Origin of the sequence: Rhizobium sp. NLR16a, assembly GCF_017948245.1 — a bacterium.
GTDB lineage: Bacteria > Pseudomonadota > Alphaproteobacteria > Rhizobiales > Rhizobiaceae > Rhizobium.
On the sequence record NZ_CP072869.1, the window covers coordinates 229,477 to 244,319 of the forward strand.

The window sequence follows — 14,843 nt, forward strand, 5'->3', positions numbered from 1 at the left end:
CGCACCGTTTGTGCGGACATGCCCCTCGCCTTTGGTTCCGGCTTTAGCCGATGTTCACAGCCTTGCCGGTCGCGACGGATTCCTCGATCGCCGCCAGGATCTTTGTGTTTGCCAGACCGTCCTGCGCATCTGCCAGCAGCGGAGCGTCTCGCACAACGCTATCGACAAAGCGGGCAATGGATTCCAAGACAAAACCGCCGATCCGTGTCGCGCCGGTTGGTGTTATGCCGATGTAGTCATTGTATTTCAGTCCGCCGTCGACGATCTTGCGCAGGCCGCCATTATGGGTGGGGTCCGCCTGGACCTGGCCCTTTTCACCAACGAACTCGATCTTGAAATCAACAAGCGAAGGATTGTCACGCGACAGGATCCAGCTGTTCTCCATGGTCACGACCGTGCCCTTGGAAAATTCAAGCACCGACACATGGAAGTCTTTCGTATCCACGCCGGCGGCAAATAGGGTACCCGAGCGGGCAACCGAATAAACACGCACGACTTCGTCTGCGAGAATGAAACGTAGGACATCGACGAGGTGGCTGCCCAGGAACCAGAGTGCCGAAGACTTTGCAGCCCAGCTCAGCATTTCGAGCGGAACGAATGTCGTATTCGAAAGACGCGCGGTCCCGTGTTTGGCCAAGCCGATCTGACCGTTTTGGATCATGTCACGAACCTGGGCGAGGATCGGATTCACACGATTGTGGAAATCAATCATCAGCTTGCCCTTGGACTTAGCGGCAGCCGCAGCGATTTCCTCGGCTTCACGCACCGTCGTCGCAAGCGGCTTTTCGCTCAACACGTGTTTATCGGCTCTCAGAGCCGCTAGAATGATCGGCGTGTGGGTAAAGTCAGGCGTTGCGACCGAGATGGCGTCGATCTGATCGCTTGAGATCAGCTTCTGGTAGTCGGTGAAGGCCTGCATTGCGCTGTAGCTTTCCTTCATCTTCAGCGCCCGGCCCTCATCAAGATCGCAGACGCCGACCAGATCGGTCTCCGGCAAGACATTAAAGGTATGGGCATGATTGCCGCCCCAGAGACCGGCGCCGATGACGCCAATTCGCAGTCTATTCATTTCATTACTCCATTCATAAAGGAAAGCTCAGCCCTTCACCGAACCAAAGGTGAGGCCTCGTACGACGTATCGATCGAAAACAAGGAAGATGATCATCGGAGGTATCATCGCGAGCACTGCGGCGGCGGCGATGTAGTTCCAGGTCACTCCGCTCGTTGCGAAATACCCAAGTGTTCCGATCGGAAGGGTGGCGGTCGAGCGTGAGCTCAGCACCAGCGGAAAAGCGGCGTTGTTCCACGCGAACACGAAGGCGAACATCGAGGTAACAATGATCCCAGGACGAACGATCGGTAGCGTGATCCGCAACATGATCGTGTACCAACGGGCGCCGTCCACCCGGGCAGCTTCCTCCAGTTCCACTGGCACCTCATCGATAAAGCTCTTCATCAACCAGACGGAAAACGGGATCGTCAGCGTCTGTAGGACCAGGATCATCGAAAAGTAGGAACCCTGGAGGCCAATGCGCGTGATGAGGATGAAATATGGGATCAGAAACGCGACCGGCGGGGCCATCAACAGCCCGAGATACCACAACATGATGTTCTTCTTGCCGCGGAGCTTGAAACGGGACAACGCGTAGGCTGCGGGAACCGAAAAAGGCAGATTGAGTAGCACAGCACCGATCGCGACGATGAGGCTGTTGAACAGTTGCGGCGCGTTGGTGCCAGGATCGACGAGGATGTGCCGGAATGCGTCGAGATTGGGCTCGAATGTGAGTTGCGGCGGCATGGTGAACGCCGTCTCGGCCGGCCGGATCGCAAGGGCGATGAACCACAGGATCGGACCGACGAAGATTGCCAGGAAGAGGAGGCCGGCGGCGTAGGTGAGTGCCGTGTTGAAGCTCGTGTGTCGGCGCGACATTTTACCACTCCTCGTTTCGGAACGCGAAGAAGACGTACAGTGCAACGATGACGTTGACGATCAGCACGGTGATCCAGGTCATGGCACTGACCAGTCCGATGTTGAAGTTCACAAGGCCCTGTTCGTAGAGTGAGTATCCAAGGGTGCGTGTAGACGTGCCCGGTCCGCCGCGCGTGAGCACAAGCACCGTGTCGAAGGTGTTGAAGATCTGCATGAAGCGCAGCATGACGATAATGATTGCGGTGCGTTTGATCAGCGGTAGCTTGATCCGCATCAGGATCGTCCATGCAGACGCGCGATCCAGGCGCGCGGCCTCCAAAATCTCGTCCGGCACGGCCAAAAGGCTCGCATAGAGAACGATTGCAAAGAACGGTGTCCACTGCCAGATGTCGACGAAGAGGATCGCCGCGAGTGCTGTCGATGGCGAGCCAAGAATTCCTTCTGCGGGAACGGGGAGCCAGAGCGACTGCAACACCCAACTCAACAGGCCACCGCCGGGATCATAGAGGTAGCGGAACAAAAAGCCGACTACGATGGGCGCGATCGTTGTTGGCAGGATCAGCAGGGCCCGCACGATGTTCATGCCAGGCAGTGCCTTGAGCAGAATGAGCGCGATCGCCAGGCCAAACGTGAACTCAAGTGCCGTGCCAAGGATCGACAGGATCAGGGTATTGGTGAGCGCGGCGCGAAAGTCGAAAGCGTTGAAGGCCTGCACATAATTCTCGAACCCAATGAACTGGAGCGGCTCCGGGCCGATTTGCAGGTTCCAGAAATAGAAGCTCGATCTTAGGGCAAACAGCAAGGGGTAGGCGATCAGAGCGAGCAGCATCACCACCGAAGGCGCAATCAGCAAGTAGGGCAGGTTTCGTCGGATAAAGCTCTTCCGGGCGGGCCCGAGGGCTCGCGGAGAGCAAACAGTAGTCGTGTGCATTGCCAGATCCAGTTCTTCTTCACTTGGCTGCCGGCGCGATCGCTCTCGCGCCGGCCCGAGGAGAACTCTAATTAGTTCTTGGCGATCAGGGCTTTGGCCCCATCAAGAGTATCTGTGTAGCTATCCTTCTGATAAGGGATCATGAGATTGCCCTTCAGGATGCTCTCGAACAGGCTGTTGGCGCGCTCGAGGCCGGTCTTCGGCTCTTCGCTACCGGTCAGAAGCTGGTTCAATGTGAGACCCAACACGCTTTCGATGGCTGTGTAACCAGGTACAGGCGGGCGCGTGACCTTGCCATTGCCCTGCTTCATCATCGCATATTGCACGTCGAGGTAAGGATAGATCGCCTTGACTTCCTCGTCTTCATAGAGCGAAACGCGCGCAAAGTCGGAGAACTGATAGTTGAGGTCCGGCCAAAGAGCCATTTTCTTCTGCGTGGCCTTCGAGGTCGCCCATTTGATGAAAGCGTAGCCTGCCTCTTGCCGTTCCGAGCTGGATGGGATCCCAAGGCTCCAGCCGCCGAGGCTGACCGTCTGAGGCACCCCCTCGGCTTTCGGCAAGGCCGCAGTTGCGTACTTGTCCATGACATCCGACTTCTTGCCGGTCATGTAGCCCGAGTTCTTGATCAGATAGAAGTACGGGGTCCACCAGTAGAACATCCCGATATCGCCCTTGGCAAAACGGGTCCCGGCATCGAACCAGACATAGTTGATCGCTTCTGGAGGAGACAGCTTGTAGAGCTGCCTGTAAACTTCAACAGACTTGATCCAGGCCGGGCTTGTCAGCTGTGGGGCGAAGTCCCACGGAGCGGCCGGGAACGATTTGAACCAGTTCGCACCGTGGCTTGCCGACACCTGCGTGAACATGTGGACGATCGGCGACGGCTGGGAACCGCAAACAACGGTTGGAAAGAGCGGCTTGCCGCCGAAGGATTTGCCTTCCATCGACTTCAGGGTGTCGATGTATTTCGTCCAGGTCCAGTCTTCCGACGTCTCGGTCGGCGGTGCCGCAATGCCGAGTTCGTCAAAGACATCCTTGCGGTACATGACACCCTGCGCATAGGCGGCGACCGGCAATGTGCCGACCTGGCCGCGCCACATATTCGAGGAGTAAAGGACCTCGGGGATGAAGTCGGAGAGGTCGAATTCGCTGTCCTTGGCAATAAAATCGTTCAGCGAGATGATCCAGCCGTTGTCGAGATATTGCCCGAGCCACATCTGATCGACGACGATGACATCGGCGTCGGAGGTCTTGGCGACAAAGGCAGACACGAGGCGAGACTGAAGGGCGTCATAGGAGAGGCTCTCAAGTTCCACCTTGATGCCAGTTTCCTTCTCGTATTCTGGCACGAGCGCCTTCATCGAGAAGAAGAACGGGTCTTCAACGGACAGGACGCGCACGGTGTTCGCATCCTGCGCGGCACCCCTCCGTGGAATGGCCAATGATCCCGCGCCAGCCACAAGAGCTGCGACGGAAGCGCTTTTCAGCAGCTCACGTCGCGACATATTTCCGATATCGATTGTCATAAACAGCCTCCTCAGTTGCTTCGTATCCCAACCCCGGCCCTTCAGCGCAGCCCCTGGGCTTCCGCTTGTCGATACTGAGATTGTTACCCCTTATGTGCTTTTTGTAAGCAGTTAGTTTGTACCTCGCACAAACTTATGTTAGTGTCAAGAAGTTGTCGGGGCGAAAATTCCGGCCCGGTACTGCGGTTGTCATCGAGGTCCTGCTTGCATCACCGGAAAGGGCCTTATGTTGTATGGCCGTTCGATAATGTACGGGCTAAAAGGATCCGGTAGATTGGAGAAGAGAATTGAAGTTTGAGAGCCAGCCGTCCTATTCGTTGGGCCAGCGCACCCCTGCCAGCAGAGAAGTTGCCGTCGGCGAGAACGGCGGTAACGTGACACTTGTCTCCCAATCGGCGCTTGGAGCGATAAACCGCGGTCGCGTCCTTCAAGCCTTATATGACAACGGACCCAAAAGCCGGGCAGATCTCGCTCGACTTGCAGGTGTCAACCGGACCACGATAACCGGTATTGTGCAGCCGATGATCGAAGACCAGCTTCTTATTGAGGGAGATGCGTCGCCTTCCGACGTCAAAGGCGGCAAGCCGGCTCGTCCGCTTTATTTTAACCCCGATGCACCAATGCTTGGCGCAGTCCTCCTTCTGCCCGGCACGATACAAACATGCCTCGTGGCGTTAACCGGTGAGATCAAGGCCGTTGCGAAAGCTGAATTTGATACGCATGGCGACACAGAAGCATTCATCGCGGTCATGACGGAGACGCTTACTGCCACACTGTCTCAGGCCCAGCAGGCGCCGTTTGGCATTGGCGTGGCCTCTGCTGGAATGATCGACAGTGACAATGGAACCATTCTCACCGTCAATCTTGCTCCCGTTCTAACGGGACTTCCCCTCGTAGCAATACTACAAGAACGCTTCTCTCTTCCGGTTGCCATCGATCACCACCCCCGTGCCTTGCTTGTTGGGGACAGATGGTTCGGACCCGGTCGCGGTCAACAAAATTTCGCAGCGGTCTATACTGGCGAGGTTCTCGGCGGCGCCTTCTTCATCGACGGCAAGGTCTATCGTGGGCTCGCCGGATCCGGCGGCGAGCTCGGGCACACCGTGGTGCAGATCGATGGTGCCCCTTGCAACTGCGGAAAGCACGGCTGCTGGGAGACGGTCGCTGCTCTTCCGTGGTTACGAAAGGAAGCCGCCCGAATGGGCTTGCCGCATCCCAAGAGCATCACCTGTGCCAGGCTTGTCAAGGAAGCAGACGAAGGCTCGAATGCGGCAGAGGAGCTTCTCGTCCGTTACACACGGAACGTGGCTTTCGGCATCGTCAATCTGCAGCAAACACTCTCCCTCAACTCCTACGTCCTTCATGGAGACATCGCCGGAGGCGGAATGAAGGCAGCAGAGCTGATCAGGCAGCATGTAGAGCAGCTAGTGGTGAAGAGACCTGGTCAGGAGATATCGATCACGGTGAATGGTATCGGCGAAGGCCATACGGCTCTGCGCGGCGCCGCCGGTCTGGTTTTATCCAGCCACCTCAAGCTGGTCATTTGAGGCTTTGTAGCGACACCGATATGCAACGAAGGGGCTTGCGGACCTGTTGTGTCGATTCGCGCCGGGCAAGGCCTGTCCGGTAGGCTTCTTAAAGAGACTCAGGCGCGCTATCGAATTTTCTAAGGTCGGGATTTGGGCTTGCGACCGTTAAGGTAAGGACTGCCATCGTCTGCGACGGCGGCGGAAAAGAGAGAGGCAAAGAACGGAATGCAGGCCGCCCCGATCGCGCCGGCGCGAGGGCCAAGTCGAGAGGCCTCAACTGCGGCAGCCTCCAAGCCGCGCGACGGGCCAAGGATTGGCTGACTGGAAATTGCGCGTACCAGCCTGTCTGTCACTAGTTCTGGCAGCCGTCCCCCAAGGACAATCAGCGCGGGGTCGAACATCGCCGTAGCTACACGCACCGTCTCGCTGAGCTGCTTTCCGGCGCGTTCAATCCAGATTTCTAACGCCGCTTCGGCGCTATCTGGCAACCGATCGAGGTCGATGAAGTCGTGGATGGCGAAGCCGGCACTGTTGAGGGTGGCAAAAAGGTCTTGGCCGGATGGGCGCGGCTGGTCGTACGGGTAGAGAACTCCGGGCAGGCAGGCGTTTCCATTGACACCGCGGTACGGCCGCCCGTCGATAACCGCCCCTCCCCCGACACCGTGTCCGATGTGAATGAAGAACATCGGATCAGGCTGCGGGATGCGTCCGCCGAACACATACTCTCCGAGCGATGCAGCTGTTCCATCATTCTCGATGTAATAGGGCGCTTCGAAAGTCGCTTTAAAAGCTTGGTCCGCCTCACCATCATCGAAAGCCGGGAAGAAGCTGTGGGCCTTGAGGATGTGCGACATCGTGCCGAAATTGCCGGGCACCGAGCAGCCGACCCCGAGAAGGCGATCTTTAGGCGTGCCAAGATCGGTCAGCATCGCTGCGATAGCAGCCTGCGCCGCCTCTGCCACAGACAAAGCTGTGCTGGTCTCGATGTCTACAGATCGGGAGGTAAGAATCTTACCCGCTAGATCAGCAATTGCTACCTCCATTCGGGAGACCGAGAATGTTATTCCCGCGGAAAGATATCGGTCAGCCCGCAAGCTCAGCAAGCGCCGAGGCTGGCCTTGGGCGCCGGTCCGCTCGACCACCTCGATCAGAAGTCCGATCTCAATTAAGCGACCTATCAGCCGAGTGACAGAAGCACCTGTCATGCCTGACCGTTCCGCCAGGTCGACCCGCGCAATCTGCTTGCCTACGAAAATCAGTTCGACCAGTCGTCGTTCGTTCCGTGAAAGGTCCATTGGTTCCAAGCGTGTCAAATTGTCAGCAGCCAAACAGCTATTGCAATATATATTAAATTACGCAATGTAATTAATCTGTCACGAGGATCCTTTAAGAAGGCCAAACCGGAATGACCGCCAAAATGAAATGGGAGAACACCATGCACCAGATCAAACGATTGTTGAGCCTCGCCGCCGTGCTGATCGCGATCGCCTCTCCGGCCTTGGCAAAGAGTCTCGTCGTTTATTCACCTCAGGGGGAAGAGAACGTTCAATGGATAATCGACCAGGCTAAAGCCGCCGGTCACGACGTGCAGTTTCTGCGCGCACCCGGAGGAGAACTTTTTGATCGGCTGGTCGCCGAGAAGAACAACCCCCAGGCCGACGTCGTACTTGGCATGGTCGACGCGTCTATGGCTCTGCTCAAAAAGAATGGCCTGTTCCAGCCATACACACCAGCCTGGGCGGCGGACCTGCCTGCGCACTACAAGGACAAGGAAGGCATTGTCTACAAATTCTGGAGCACACCGGTCGTCATCGCCTATGAGTCTGACAAGCTTGCCGCTGAGCGGGCGCCGAAAAGCTGGCTGGACCTGACAAGGGGCGAATACAAAGGCAAATACGTCATCGGCAACACCGCCTGGCAGACGACAAGGGTCTATCTTGCCGGCATCTTGGCCCGGTTCCTCGACGACAAGGGCGAAGTCACTCAGGCTGGATGGGATTTTCTTGGCGCATTCTATGCGAACGCGATCGTTGTCGATGACGCCGATGCGCGCAAGGAAGCCTTCAAATCGGGCGGTGCGGTCATCAATCTGAACTGGTTCGGCGGCGTCATCAAGGACGCCAGGGAACTCGGCATGCAAGTCAAGGTCATTGACCCGGAAGGTGGCACGCCCGTCATCTCTGAAGGCGTGGCGATCATGGCGAGAACCGATCAGCTGGAGCAGGCAAAGGCATTCGTCGACTGGTTCGGCTCTGCCGATGTCATGGCCGGCTACGCCAAGAAATTCGGTCAGGTTCCGGTGCTGCCGGCGGCGTTGGCCAAATCACCGCCAGAGGTGCAGGCGAATGCGAAACTAGTCAAGGCGCAGCCGATCGATTGGGATGCCGTCGCGCCCAAACTGGACGGCTGGTTGCAGAAGATCGAGCTAGAAATCCGGTGAGGATGTAGGGCCGGGCGACGCAGATCGCCAGGCTTCTCAGGAGTATGTTTATGCCGACCCCGATCCTCATCATCGATAAACTGCATATTGGCTATGGCGACAAGGTTGTCATCAGCGACCTCTCGATTGAGATTCACGAAGGCGAGTTCGTTGCTCTGCTCGGGGCTTCCGGCAGCGGCAAATCCAGCGTCCTAAGGACCCTGGCTGGCTTTCATCCGGTCATGAGCGGTCGGATTATTCTTGAAGGAAAAGATATTACCATCGAGCCTCCGGAGCGGCGCAACGTCGGCATGGTATTCCAGAACTATGCGCTGTTTCCAACGATGACGGCTTTCGAGAATATCGCCTTTGCTTTGCGTGTGGCGAAGATCCCGCAGGGCGAGATTGTCAAGCGTGTCACCCAGATCGCCGAAACATCCGGGATTACGGAGCAACTGCACAAGAAGCCCGCGACCATGTCAGGTGGGCAACAACAGCGGGTCGCGATTGCGCGCGCGCTCGTCGCGGGCTCCAAGGTGCTTTTGTTCGACGAACCATTGTCCAATCTCGACGCCAAGGTGCGAGTGACGATGCGCCGCGAGATCAAGAGGCTCCAGCAGGAATTTGGCTTCACGGCGGTCTTTGTCACGCATGATCAGGAAGATGCACTCACCATGTCCGACACGATCGTCGTGCTGGCGAACGGTGGCGTTGAACAGATCGGTGACGGACGTACTCTTTATCGAAAGCCCGCGACGCCGTTCATCTGCGAGTTTATCGGCACCGCCAACGAGCTGCTCGCACCGGTTGTCGCGCAAATTCTGGGCCGCGACGTTCGGGGGCGCATCTTTGTCCGCCACGAAGATGTGTTCGTCGGGAAAGCGGTAGAAGCCGGGTTGCCGGCGACCGTCCGCCATGTGGAATTTCTTGGCGCCCACAGCCGCATCGACCTGGATGCCGGCGGACACTTAATTTCGGCCGCCAGGATGGGGCACGAGTTACCTGAAATCGGTGAGACCGTGTCCTGGACGGTCCGGCCGGGCTCGGCGCATATCTTCGAGGAAGCGGGCAGATGAACCGCGCGGCGCCCGTCGAGCGCGTAGTCTATTGGATCGGAGTGGCGGCCCTGATCTGGATCGTCATCACCTTCCTGATCCTGCCGCTAGTCGCGTCACTTCATGCGGCCTTTTTCAAGGACGGCAGCCTGGTGGTCGGCCAGATCGCAAGCGAACTTTCAAGATCACGAAGAGTGCGCGCTGCCCTTTGGAACACGCTTTGGATGACGTCAGCGACCATGGTTACGGTGACCATTGTCGGGATGTTCCAGGTCGTCGTCCTTGAATATTTTCACGTACGCGGTCGCGCACTCTTGAAAATCGCCTATGCAACGCCCCTGGTCTTCGGCGGTGTCGTTGCGGCGGCGGGCTACAACTTCACCTATGGTCCCAGCGGTGCGGTGACACATCTGGTGAAGGCCGCCGTCTCCAGCCTCCCGCAAGCCTGGTTCATCGGCTGGTTTGGCGTGCTCTTCACGCATACCTTTCTGATGACCAACTTTTACTATCTTTTTCTGCGCGCTGCGATGCGCCGCGTCGACTACGCAACAATCGAAGCTGCGCGCAGTATGGGTGCCTCGGAATATACGATCCTGTGGCGTGTGGTACTGCCCGCGATCATGCCGACGTTCCTCGCCGTCACCCTTCTCACCCTTTACACCGCAATCAGCTCTTTCGCCGCCCCTCAGGTGCTGGGCGGTCGCGATTTCCACATGCTGAGCCAGATGGTGCTGACCTTGAACAGCCTGCGCCGTCCCGACATGGCCGCCTTACTCGCGCTTATGATGGGACTATGTCTCATGGCGCTTATACTGCTGTCTCAATATTTCGAAGCGCGCGGCTCCTATGTCGGCGGCGCGAAAGCGACTGCGCCCATCCAGCTACGCAAAATTTGCAGCCCCATCGGCAATGCAGTGCTACATTTGTTTGCCTATCTTCTCGTGGCTATCTATACGGTGCCGATCGCGCTTGTCGTACTCTTCTCCTTCGCCCCTGCCGCGAGCATCGGCATCGAAGTGATCCCATCCAGCCTGACATTGAAGAACTATACCCGCGTCTTCACCGAAGGCAGCGCCTTTCTTCCGTTTTTCAACTCCATAGTGATGAGCTTTGTCGCGGTATCGGCGGCGCTCGTCGTTACACTGTTTGCCGTCCCGGTTATTCTTGGCCGCCGCAGTTGGCTGACGCGCCTTCTGGACATCACTTTCTTCCTGCCATGGGTAGTTCCTAGCATTCTGCTCGCTGTCGGGCTGATCGTCACCTTTGACTCGCCAAACCCGCTCGTTGGAAACGCAGTCCTCCTCGGCGGCTACTGGCTCCTGCCGATTGGCTACGCCATCGTCGCCTTGCCGCTGATGGTGAGGTTCCTGAGGGCCGCCTTCGTAGGAATTGATCCGGCCTATAACGAGGCCGCCCGCTCGATGGGCGCCACCGGTCTTTATCGCTATCGCCGCATCATTCTGCCGATAGTGGCGCCGACTGTAATCCTCGTCGCCGGGATGGCCTTCAACGATCTCTTGTCAGAATACCCCTTGTCGGCCTTTCTATACAACGTCAATAACAAGCCGCTGCCGATTGCAATCGTAGACAGCTCGCTGTCTGTCGATCCTGAGCAGGCGGCCCTCAACCTCGTCTACGTCAATCTGATCATGGTGTTTTCAATGGCGATCATTCTGTTGGCCGAGCGGATCGGCCTTGGCAAAGGTCCAGAAACCACAACATTGTAGAACAGGAGACTGATCCATTGGATACCTGCATCACCGTCTGGCATTGGCCGCACCAGGAGCGTTGGTACGACGAAGGCATTCGCAACTCGCTCACCCTCATTAAGGAAGCTGGCTTCACACACATCAACTGGAATCCCGACTCCGGCAGTTCGTACTGGCTGGCCGACGCCGAGATCGAGTTTACAAGCAGGATCGTGGCCGATGCTGGGCTGAAAGTGCACTCGGTTCATGCCAGCAATGGCCGCAATCCTATCACCGAGATCGGCTACAAAAACCCGGGCCCTTTCGCGATGGAGACGCGCAAGGACTTCCTGTCGCCGCATGAATGGCAGCGCCGCAGCGGAGTAGAGCTGTTGCGTAACCGTGTCGACTTGGCGGCCGCGTTCCAGTCCCCAAATATTGTTCTGCACATAGATATCAACGACAACGTCTTCGGCAGCGGAGCCGCCGAACGAGCGTTCTTCGATCCCCTTTACCAGTCTCTCGACGAGATCAGGCCTTACTGCGTCGAAAAGGGCGTCCAGATTGCCGCGGAAACTCTCCTTTGCGCCAACGCCCAGAATTTCCTCAACCTCTATGATCGATTGTTCGCTCGATACGGCAAGGAGTTCATCGGCGTCTGCTTCGATTGTGGCCACTGGGAACTGATCGAGCCAGGCAAGCTCAGCGTGCTTGAGCGTTTCGCGGATCGCCTCATCGCTACTCACATTCACGACAATTTCGGAGCAATGGATAACCATCTCTTGCCATTCGACGGACGATTAGATTGGCACACGATCGCCTCGGCGATCGCCGCAACTCCTTATCAGACCCCGCTCAACTTCGAGACGCCGATGGACCGGTATGGGATTCCAGAATCCGCCTACTATCGCCGCGCTCACAGTGTTGCTGTTAGGCTCGAGGAGATGGTCGCCGAGGCGCGCGAGAGGAAAAGCACGTGATGGCGAATGCGCTTACCCTCGACATTTCTCCACTATGTCGTGACAAAGGTAGCAGCGTTGACGCTTAAACAGTTCCGGGGCGGAAGCCGAAATGGGTCTGCTGCCGGTCGAGCCTTGAGAGATAGACGATCGAGTCGTGGACATTGGCCGGCGTAACATGAGCATCGGTGATGATGGCGAGCTTGCCGTGCACCGTGCGATGATCGAGAGAGAAGAAGCCCTTCGGCTTGCCGTCGCGCACCATATAGTCGCTGTCTGGATCGCTGCGGGAGACCTTGGTCTTCTTCACCTCCGGCCGGCGTTCCTTGTCCTTCAAGGGCTTCTGGCCGTGCAGCTTGCGTTCGGACTCGATCGCCGCATCCAGATCGGCCCAGTAGTCGGCGCGCGGCTTCTCGACCATCGCAAGATCGTATTTGCCCTTGTTGGCATTGGCCTTCAGACGGGGTGCCGTCGACCAGCCCGTGGCCGATCGCCTGTTCGACGATGTGATCGAAGATGTCCTGGGCAACCGATGTATCCTTGTAACTGCGGCGGTTCTGGGCTGAGCGTCGAGACGTCGAGCATTCCATCCGTCAGCTTCAACTGCAGAAACCAGCGATAGGCGACATTGACCTCAATCTCGCGCACCAGCTGCCGCTCCGAGCGGATGCCATAGAGATCGAGGAACAGCGCCTTGGACATCAAGGTCGGGTCGAGCGGAGGGCGGCCGTTGTCGGGGCAGTAAAGTCCCGCAACACGATCACGAATGAACGAAAAGTCGATAACAGCGTCGATCTTGCGAAGCAGGTGATCCTTCGGAACCAAGCTGTCGAGCGTCACCATCTCGAGAGCCCTCTGCTGCGGCGCGGGTTTCTTCAACATGTCCGACTGAATCATAAACCCGCAGCCAAGGCCAGGGGTTTGTCAGCAATCTGACGGCGGGGAAATCCCCGCCGCTTCGAAGTTATCTTGGAAAGGCCGGCTTACGCCATGGCCTTCTGCAGGTTCTGGTCGATCTTGTCGAGGAAGGCAGTGGTCGAGAGCCACGGCTGGTCGGGGCCGATCAGCCGCGCCAGGTCCTTGGTCATGAAACCGGATTCGACAGTGTCGACGCAGACCTTTTCGAGCGTTGCGGCGAAGCGGGCAAGCTCGGCATTGTCGTCGAGCTTGGCGCGATGCGCCAGGCCACGCGTCCAGGCGAAGATCGAGGCGATCGAGTTCGTCGAGGTTTCCTGGCCCTTCTGATGCTGGCGGTAGTGGCGCGTCACCGTGCCGTGGGCAGCTTCGGCTTCCACCGTCTTGCCGTCGGGGGTGAGCAGTACCGAGGTCATCAGGCCGAGCGAGCCAAAACCCTGGGCGACCGTATCGGACTGGACATCGCCGTCATAATTCTTGCAGGCCCAGACATAGCCGCCCGACCACTTCAGCGCAGAGGCGACCATGTCGTCGATCAGGCGGTGTTCGTAGGTGATGCCGGCGTCCTTGAACTGGTCCTTGAATTCGGTCTCGTAGACTTCCTCGAAGATGTCCTTGAAGCGGCCGTCATAGGCCTTGAGGATGGTGTTCTTGGTCGACAGATAGACCGGCCACTTGCGCATCAGGCCGTACATCATCGAGGCGCGGGCAAATTCGCGGATCGATTCGTCGAGATTGTACATGGCCATGGCAACGCCGGCGCCCGGTGCGTTGAAGACTTCCTTCTCGATGACGGTGCCGTCTTCGCCGACGAACTTGATTGTCAGCTTGCCCTTGCCGGGGAACTTGAAATCGGTGGCGCGGTACTGGTCGCCGAAGGCGTGGCGGCCGACGACGATCGGCTTGGTCCAGCCGGGAACGAGGCGCGGCACGTTCTTGCAGATGATCGGCTCGCGGAAGATGACGCCGCCGAGGATGTTGCGGATCGTGCCGTTCGGGCTCTTCCACATTTCCTTGAGGTTGAATTCCTTGACGCGGGCTTCATCCGGCGTGATCGTCGCGCACTTGATGCCGACGCCGTACTTCTTGATGGCGTTGGCGGCGTCGACAGTGACCTGGTCGTTGGTGGCGTCGCGGTTTTCGACCGAGAGGTCGAAATAGTCGATGTCGAGGTCGAGATACGGATGGATCAGCTTATCCTTGATGAGCTGCCAGATAATGCGCGTCATTTCATCGCCGTCGAGATCGGCGACGGGATTGGCGACCTTGATCTTGTTCATGTATCTGCCTCGTTCGAGCTTGATGGGCACCGGCGTCCCGGGTGGGTGATGCGATGAGGAGCGCTATAGCATTGTGAACCGGGAACGCAAAGCTGCAGGGGGCTCGACAATGCATTTTTCCCGCCATTGCCAAGTGCTGGAATTTGGTTGGTGTCCGCCTCGATCTGCCGATCCGGACATCCGACCATGAAGACAATCTTCGTTGTTATCGCAAGCCTTATCGCCTTTTCCGGCATCGGCCATGCCACTGACATCATTGATCCCGTGAAGGATATCATCGAGGCAACCAAGAGCAACTGGGCCGACAATAACAGCGACTGGACCGACATCTTCGATGCGAGCCGGCTTGACCATCTCTACAGTCGCGATTTCGTCGCGAAGTACCAGGCGGCGGCACAGCTTCCTGCCGTTGCCGTGCGCCGTGTTCTTCAGCGGCGGTTAGACCGTTCACGCCACCTTCGACCTTAAGCGCTTGGGCCGGCCGGCCTCGCATGGCTGCGTTCGCCTGCACTCCGACAATGCCGCCCAGTTCTTCTCGCTGGCGCACAGGCTGGCCTCGCCAATACCCGCGTCGTGATCACGCGCTGACCCCGAATTCGGCAGCTGATCCC

The 14,843-nt window shown here is 57.9% G+C and carries 11 protein-coding genes and 3 pseudogenes; 7 read left to right on the top strand and 7 right to left on the bottom strand.

The window, feature by feature from the left end; genetic code table 11:
* Positions 1 to 43: 43 nt before the first annotated feature.
* The 4 genes from J7U39_RS28055 to J7U39_RS28070 form a co-directional block, all read right to left on the bottom strand.
* The gene (locus J7U39_RS28055) at positions 44 to 1,069 is read right to left on the bottom strand and encodes a Gfo/Idh/MocA family oxidoreductase (protein WP_210633065.1); all 1,026 of its coding nucleotides are present in this window, start codon (positions 1,067 to 1,069) and stop codon (positions 44 to 46) included.
* A 27-nt stretch (positions 1,070 to 1,096) separates the two neighbouring features.
* Positions 1,097 to 1,930 carry a carbohydrate ABC transporter permease gene (locus tag J7U39_RS28060; RefSeq protein ID WP_168301594.1) on the bottom strand — a complete coding sequence of 278 codons (834 nt, stop codon included), beginning with the start codon at positions 1,928 to 1,930 and terminating at the stop codon, positions 1,097 to 1,099.
* A gap of 1 nt (position 1,931) precedes the next feature.
* Positions 1,932 to 2,861 carry a sugar ABC transporter permease gene (locus J7U39_RS28065; protein ID WP_127431441.1) on the bottom strand — a complete coding sequence of 310 codons (930 nt, stop codon included), beginning with the start codon at positions 2,859 to 2,861 and terminating at the stop codon, positions 1,932 to 1,934.
* Positions 2,862 to 2,932: 71 nt separating this feature from the next.
* Entirely contained in the window at positions 2,933 to 4,387 is a 1,455-nt protein-coding gene (locus J7U39_RS28070; RefSeq protein WP_210633066.1) for a sugar ABC transporter substrate-binding protein, read from the bottom strand.
* A 287-nt stretch (positions 4,388 to 4,674) separates the two neighbouring features.
* On the opposite strand from J7U39_RS28070, the gene J7U39_RS28075 reads away from it, so the two are divergent.
* Complete coding sequence (locus tag J7U39_RS28075; RefSeq protein WP_210633067.1) at positions 4,675 to 5,934, top strand: ROK family transcriptional regulator; 1,260 nt, start codon at positions 4,675 to 4,677, stop codon at positions 5,932 to 5,934.
* A 119-nt stretch (positions 5,935 to 6,053) separates the two neighbouring features.
* Here J7U39_RS28075 and J7U39_RS28080 read toward each other — a convergent pair whose 3' ends face one another.
* Positions 6,054 to 7,244 carry an ROK family transcriptional regulator gene (locus J7U39_RS28080; protein WP_247241803.1) on the bottom strand — a complete coding sequence of 397 codons (1,191 nt, stop codon included), beginning with the start codon at positions 7,242 to 7,244 and terminating at the stop codon, positions 6,054 to 6,056.
* Between the two features lie 77 nt (positions 7,245 to 7,321).
* On the opposite strand from J7U39_RS28080, the gene J7U39_RS28085 reads away from it, so the two are divergent.
* From J7U39_RS28085 to J7U39_RS28100, 4 genes are read left to right on the top strand one after another with little or no spacing between them, the layout of a single operon-like run.
* A complete protein-coding gene (locus tag J7U39_RS28085; RefSeq protein WP_247241804.1) occupies positions 7,322 to 8,356 on the top strand; it encodes an extracellular solute-binding protein in 1,035 nt (344 codons plus the stop codon).
* A gap of 50 nt (positions 8,357 to 8,406) precedes the next feature.
* Positions 8,407 to 9,411, top strand: a complete 1,005-nt coding sequence (locus J7U39_RS28090; protein ID WP_210633068.1) for an ABC transporter ATP-binding protein — start codon at positions 8,407 to 8,409, stop codon at positions 9,409 to 9,411.
* Positions 9,408 to 11,117, top strand: a complete 1,710-nt coding sequence (locus J7U39_RS28095) for an iron ABC transporter permease (RefSeq protein ID WP_210633069.1) — start codon at positions 9,408 to 9,410, stop codon at positions 11,115 to 11,117. The genes J7U39_RS28090 and J7U39_RS28095 overlap by 4 nt, the downstream gene beginning before the upstream one ends.
* 17 nt (positions 11,118 to 11,134) lie before the next feature.
* The gene (locus J7U39_RS28100; protein WP_210633070.1) at positions 11,135 to 12,058 is read left to right on the top strand and encodes a sugar phosphate isomerase/epimerase family protein; all 924 of its coding nucleotides are present in this window, start codon (positions 11,135 to 11,137) and stop codon (positions 12,056 to 12,058) included.
* Positions 12,059 to 12,140: 82 nt separating this feature from the next.
* Here J7U39_RS28100 and J7U39_RS28105 read toward each other — a convergent pair.
* Together J7U39_RS28105 and J7U39_RS28110 are read right to left on the bottom strand one after the other, a co-directional pair.
* Positions 12,141 to 12,919, bottom strand: a pseudogene (locus J7U39_RS28105) (transposase); the annotation flags it as partial.
* Between the two features lie 101 nt (positions 12,920 to 13,020).
* Positions 13,021 to 14,232, bottom strand: coding sequence for an NADP-dependent isocitrate dehydrogenase (locus J7U39_RS28110; protein WP_104891193.1), 1,212 nt, complete (start codon positions 14,230 to 14,232; stop codon positions 13,021 to 13,023).
* A gap of 186 nt (positions 14,233 to 14,418) precedes the next feature.
* Here J7U39_RS28110 and J7U39_RS28115 point away from each other — a divergent pair.
* Positions 14,419 to 14,643, top strand: a pseudogene (locus tag J7U39_RS28115) (hypothetical protein); the annotation flags it as partial.
* Positions 14,639 to 14,820 (top strand): annotated as a pseudogene (locus tag J7U39_RS28120) (L,D-transpeptidase); the annotation flags it as partial. The pseudogenes J7U39_RS28115 and J7U39_RS28120, both read left to right, overlap by 5 nt.
* Positions 14,821 to 14,843 lie beyond the last annotated feature (23 nt).

Bases quoted from the DNA above. Each gene is read 5' to 3' on its own strand.
- J7U39_RS28055 (WP_210633065.1), bottom strand. From the start codon at position 1,069: ATGAATAGACTGCGAATTGGCGTCATCGGCGCCGGTCTCTGGGGCGGC.
- J7U39_RS28060 (WP_168301594.1), bottom strand. From the start codon at position 1,930: ATGTCGCGCCGACACACGAGCTTCAACACGGCACTCACCTACGCCGCC.
- J7U39_RS28065 (WP_127431441.1), bottom strand. From the start codon at position 2,861: ATGCACACGACTACTGTTTGCTCTCCGCGAGCCCTCGGGCCCGCCCGG.
- J7U39_RS28070 (WP_210633066.1), bottom strand. From the start codon at position 4,387: ATGACAATCGATATCGGAAATATGTCGCGACGTGAGCTGCTGAAAAGC.
- J7U39_RS28085 (WP_247241804.1), top strand. From the start codon at position 7,322: ATGACCGCCAAAATGAAATGGGAGAACACCATGCACCAGATCAAACGA.
- J7U39_RS28090 (WP_210633068.1), top strand. From the start codon at position 8,407: ATGCCGACCCCGATCCTCATCATCGATAAACTGCATATTGGCTATGGC.
- J7U39_RS28095 (WP_210633069.1), top strand. From the start codon at position 9,408: ATGAACCGCGCGGCGCCCGTCGAGCGCGTAGTCTATTGGATCGGAGTG.
- J7U39_RS28110 (WP_104891193.1), bottom strand. From the start codon at position 14,232: ATGAACAAGATCAAGGTCGCCAATCCCGTCGCCGATCTCGACGGCGAT.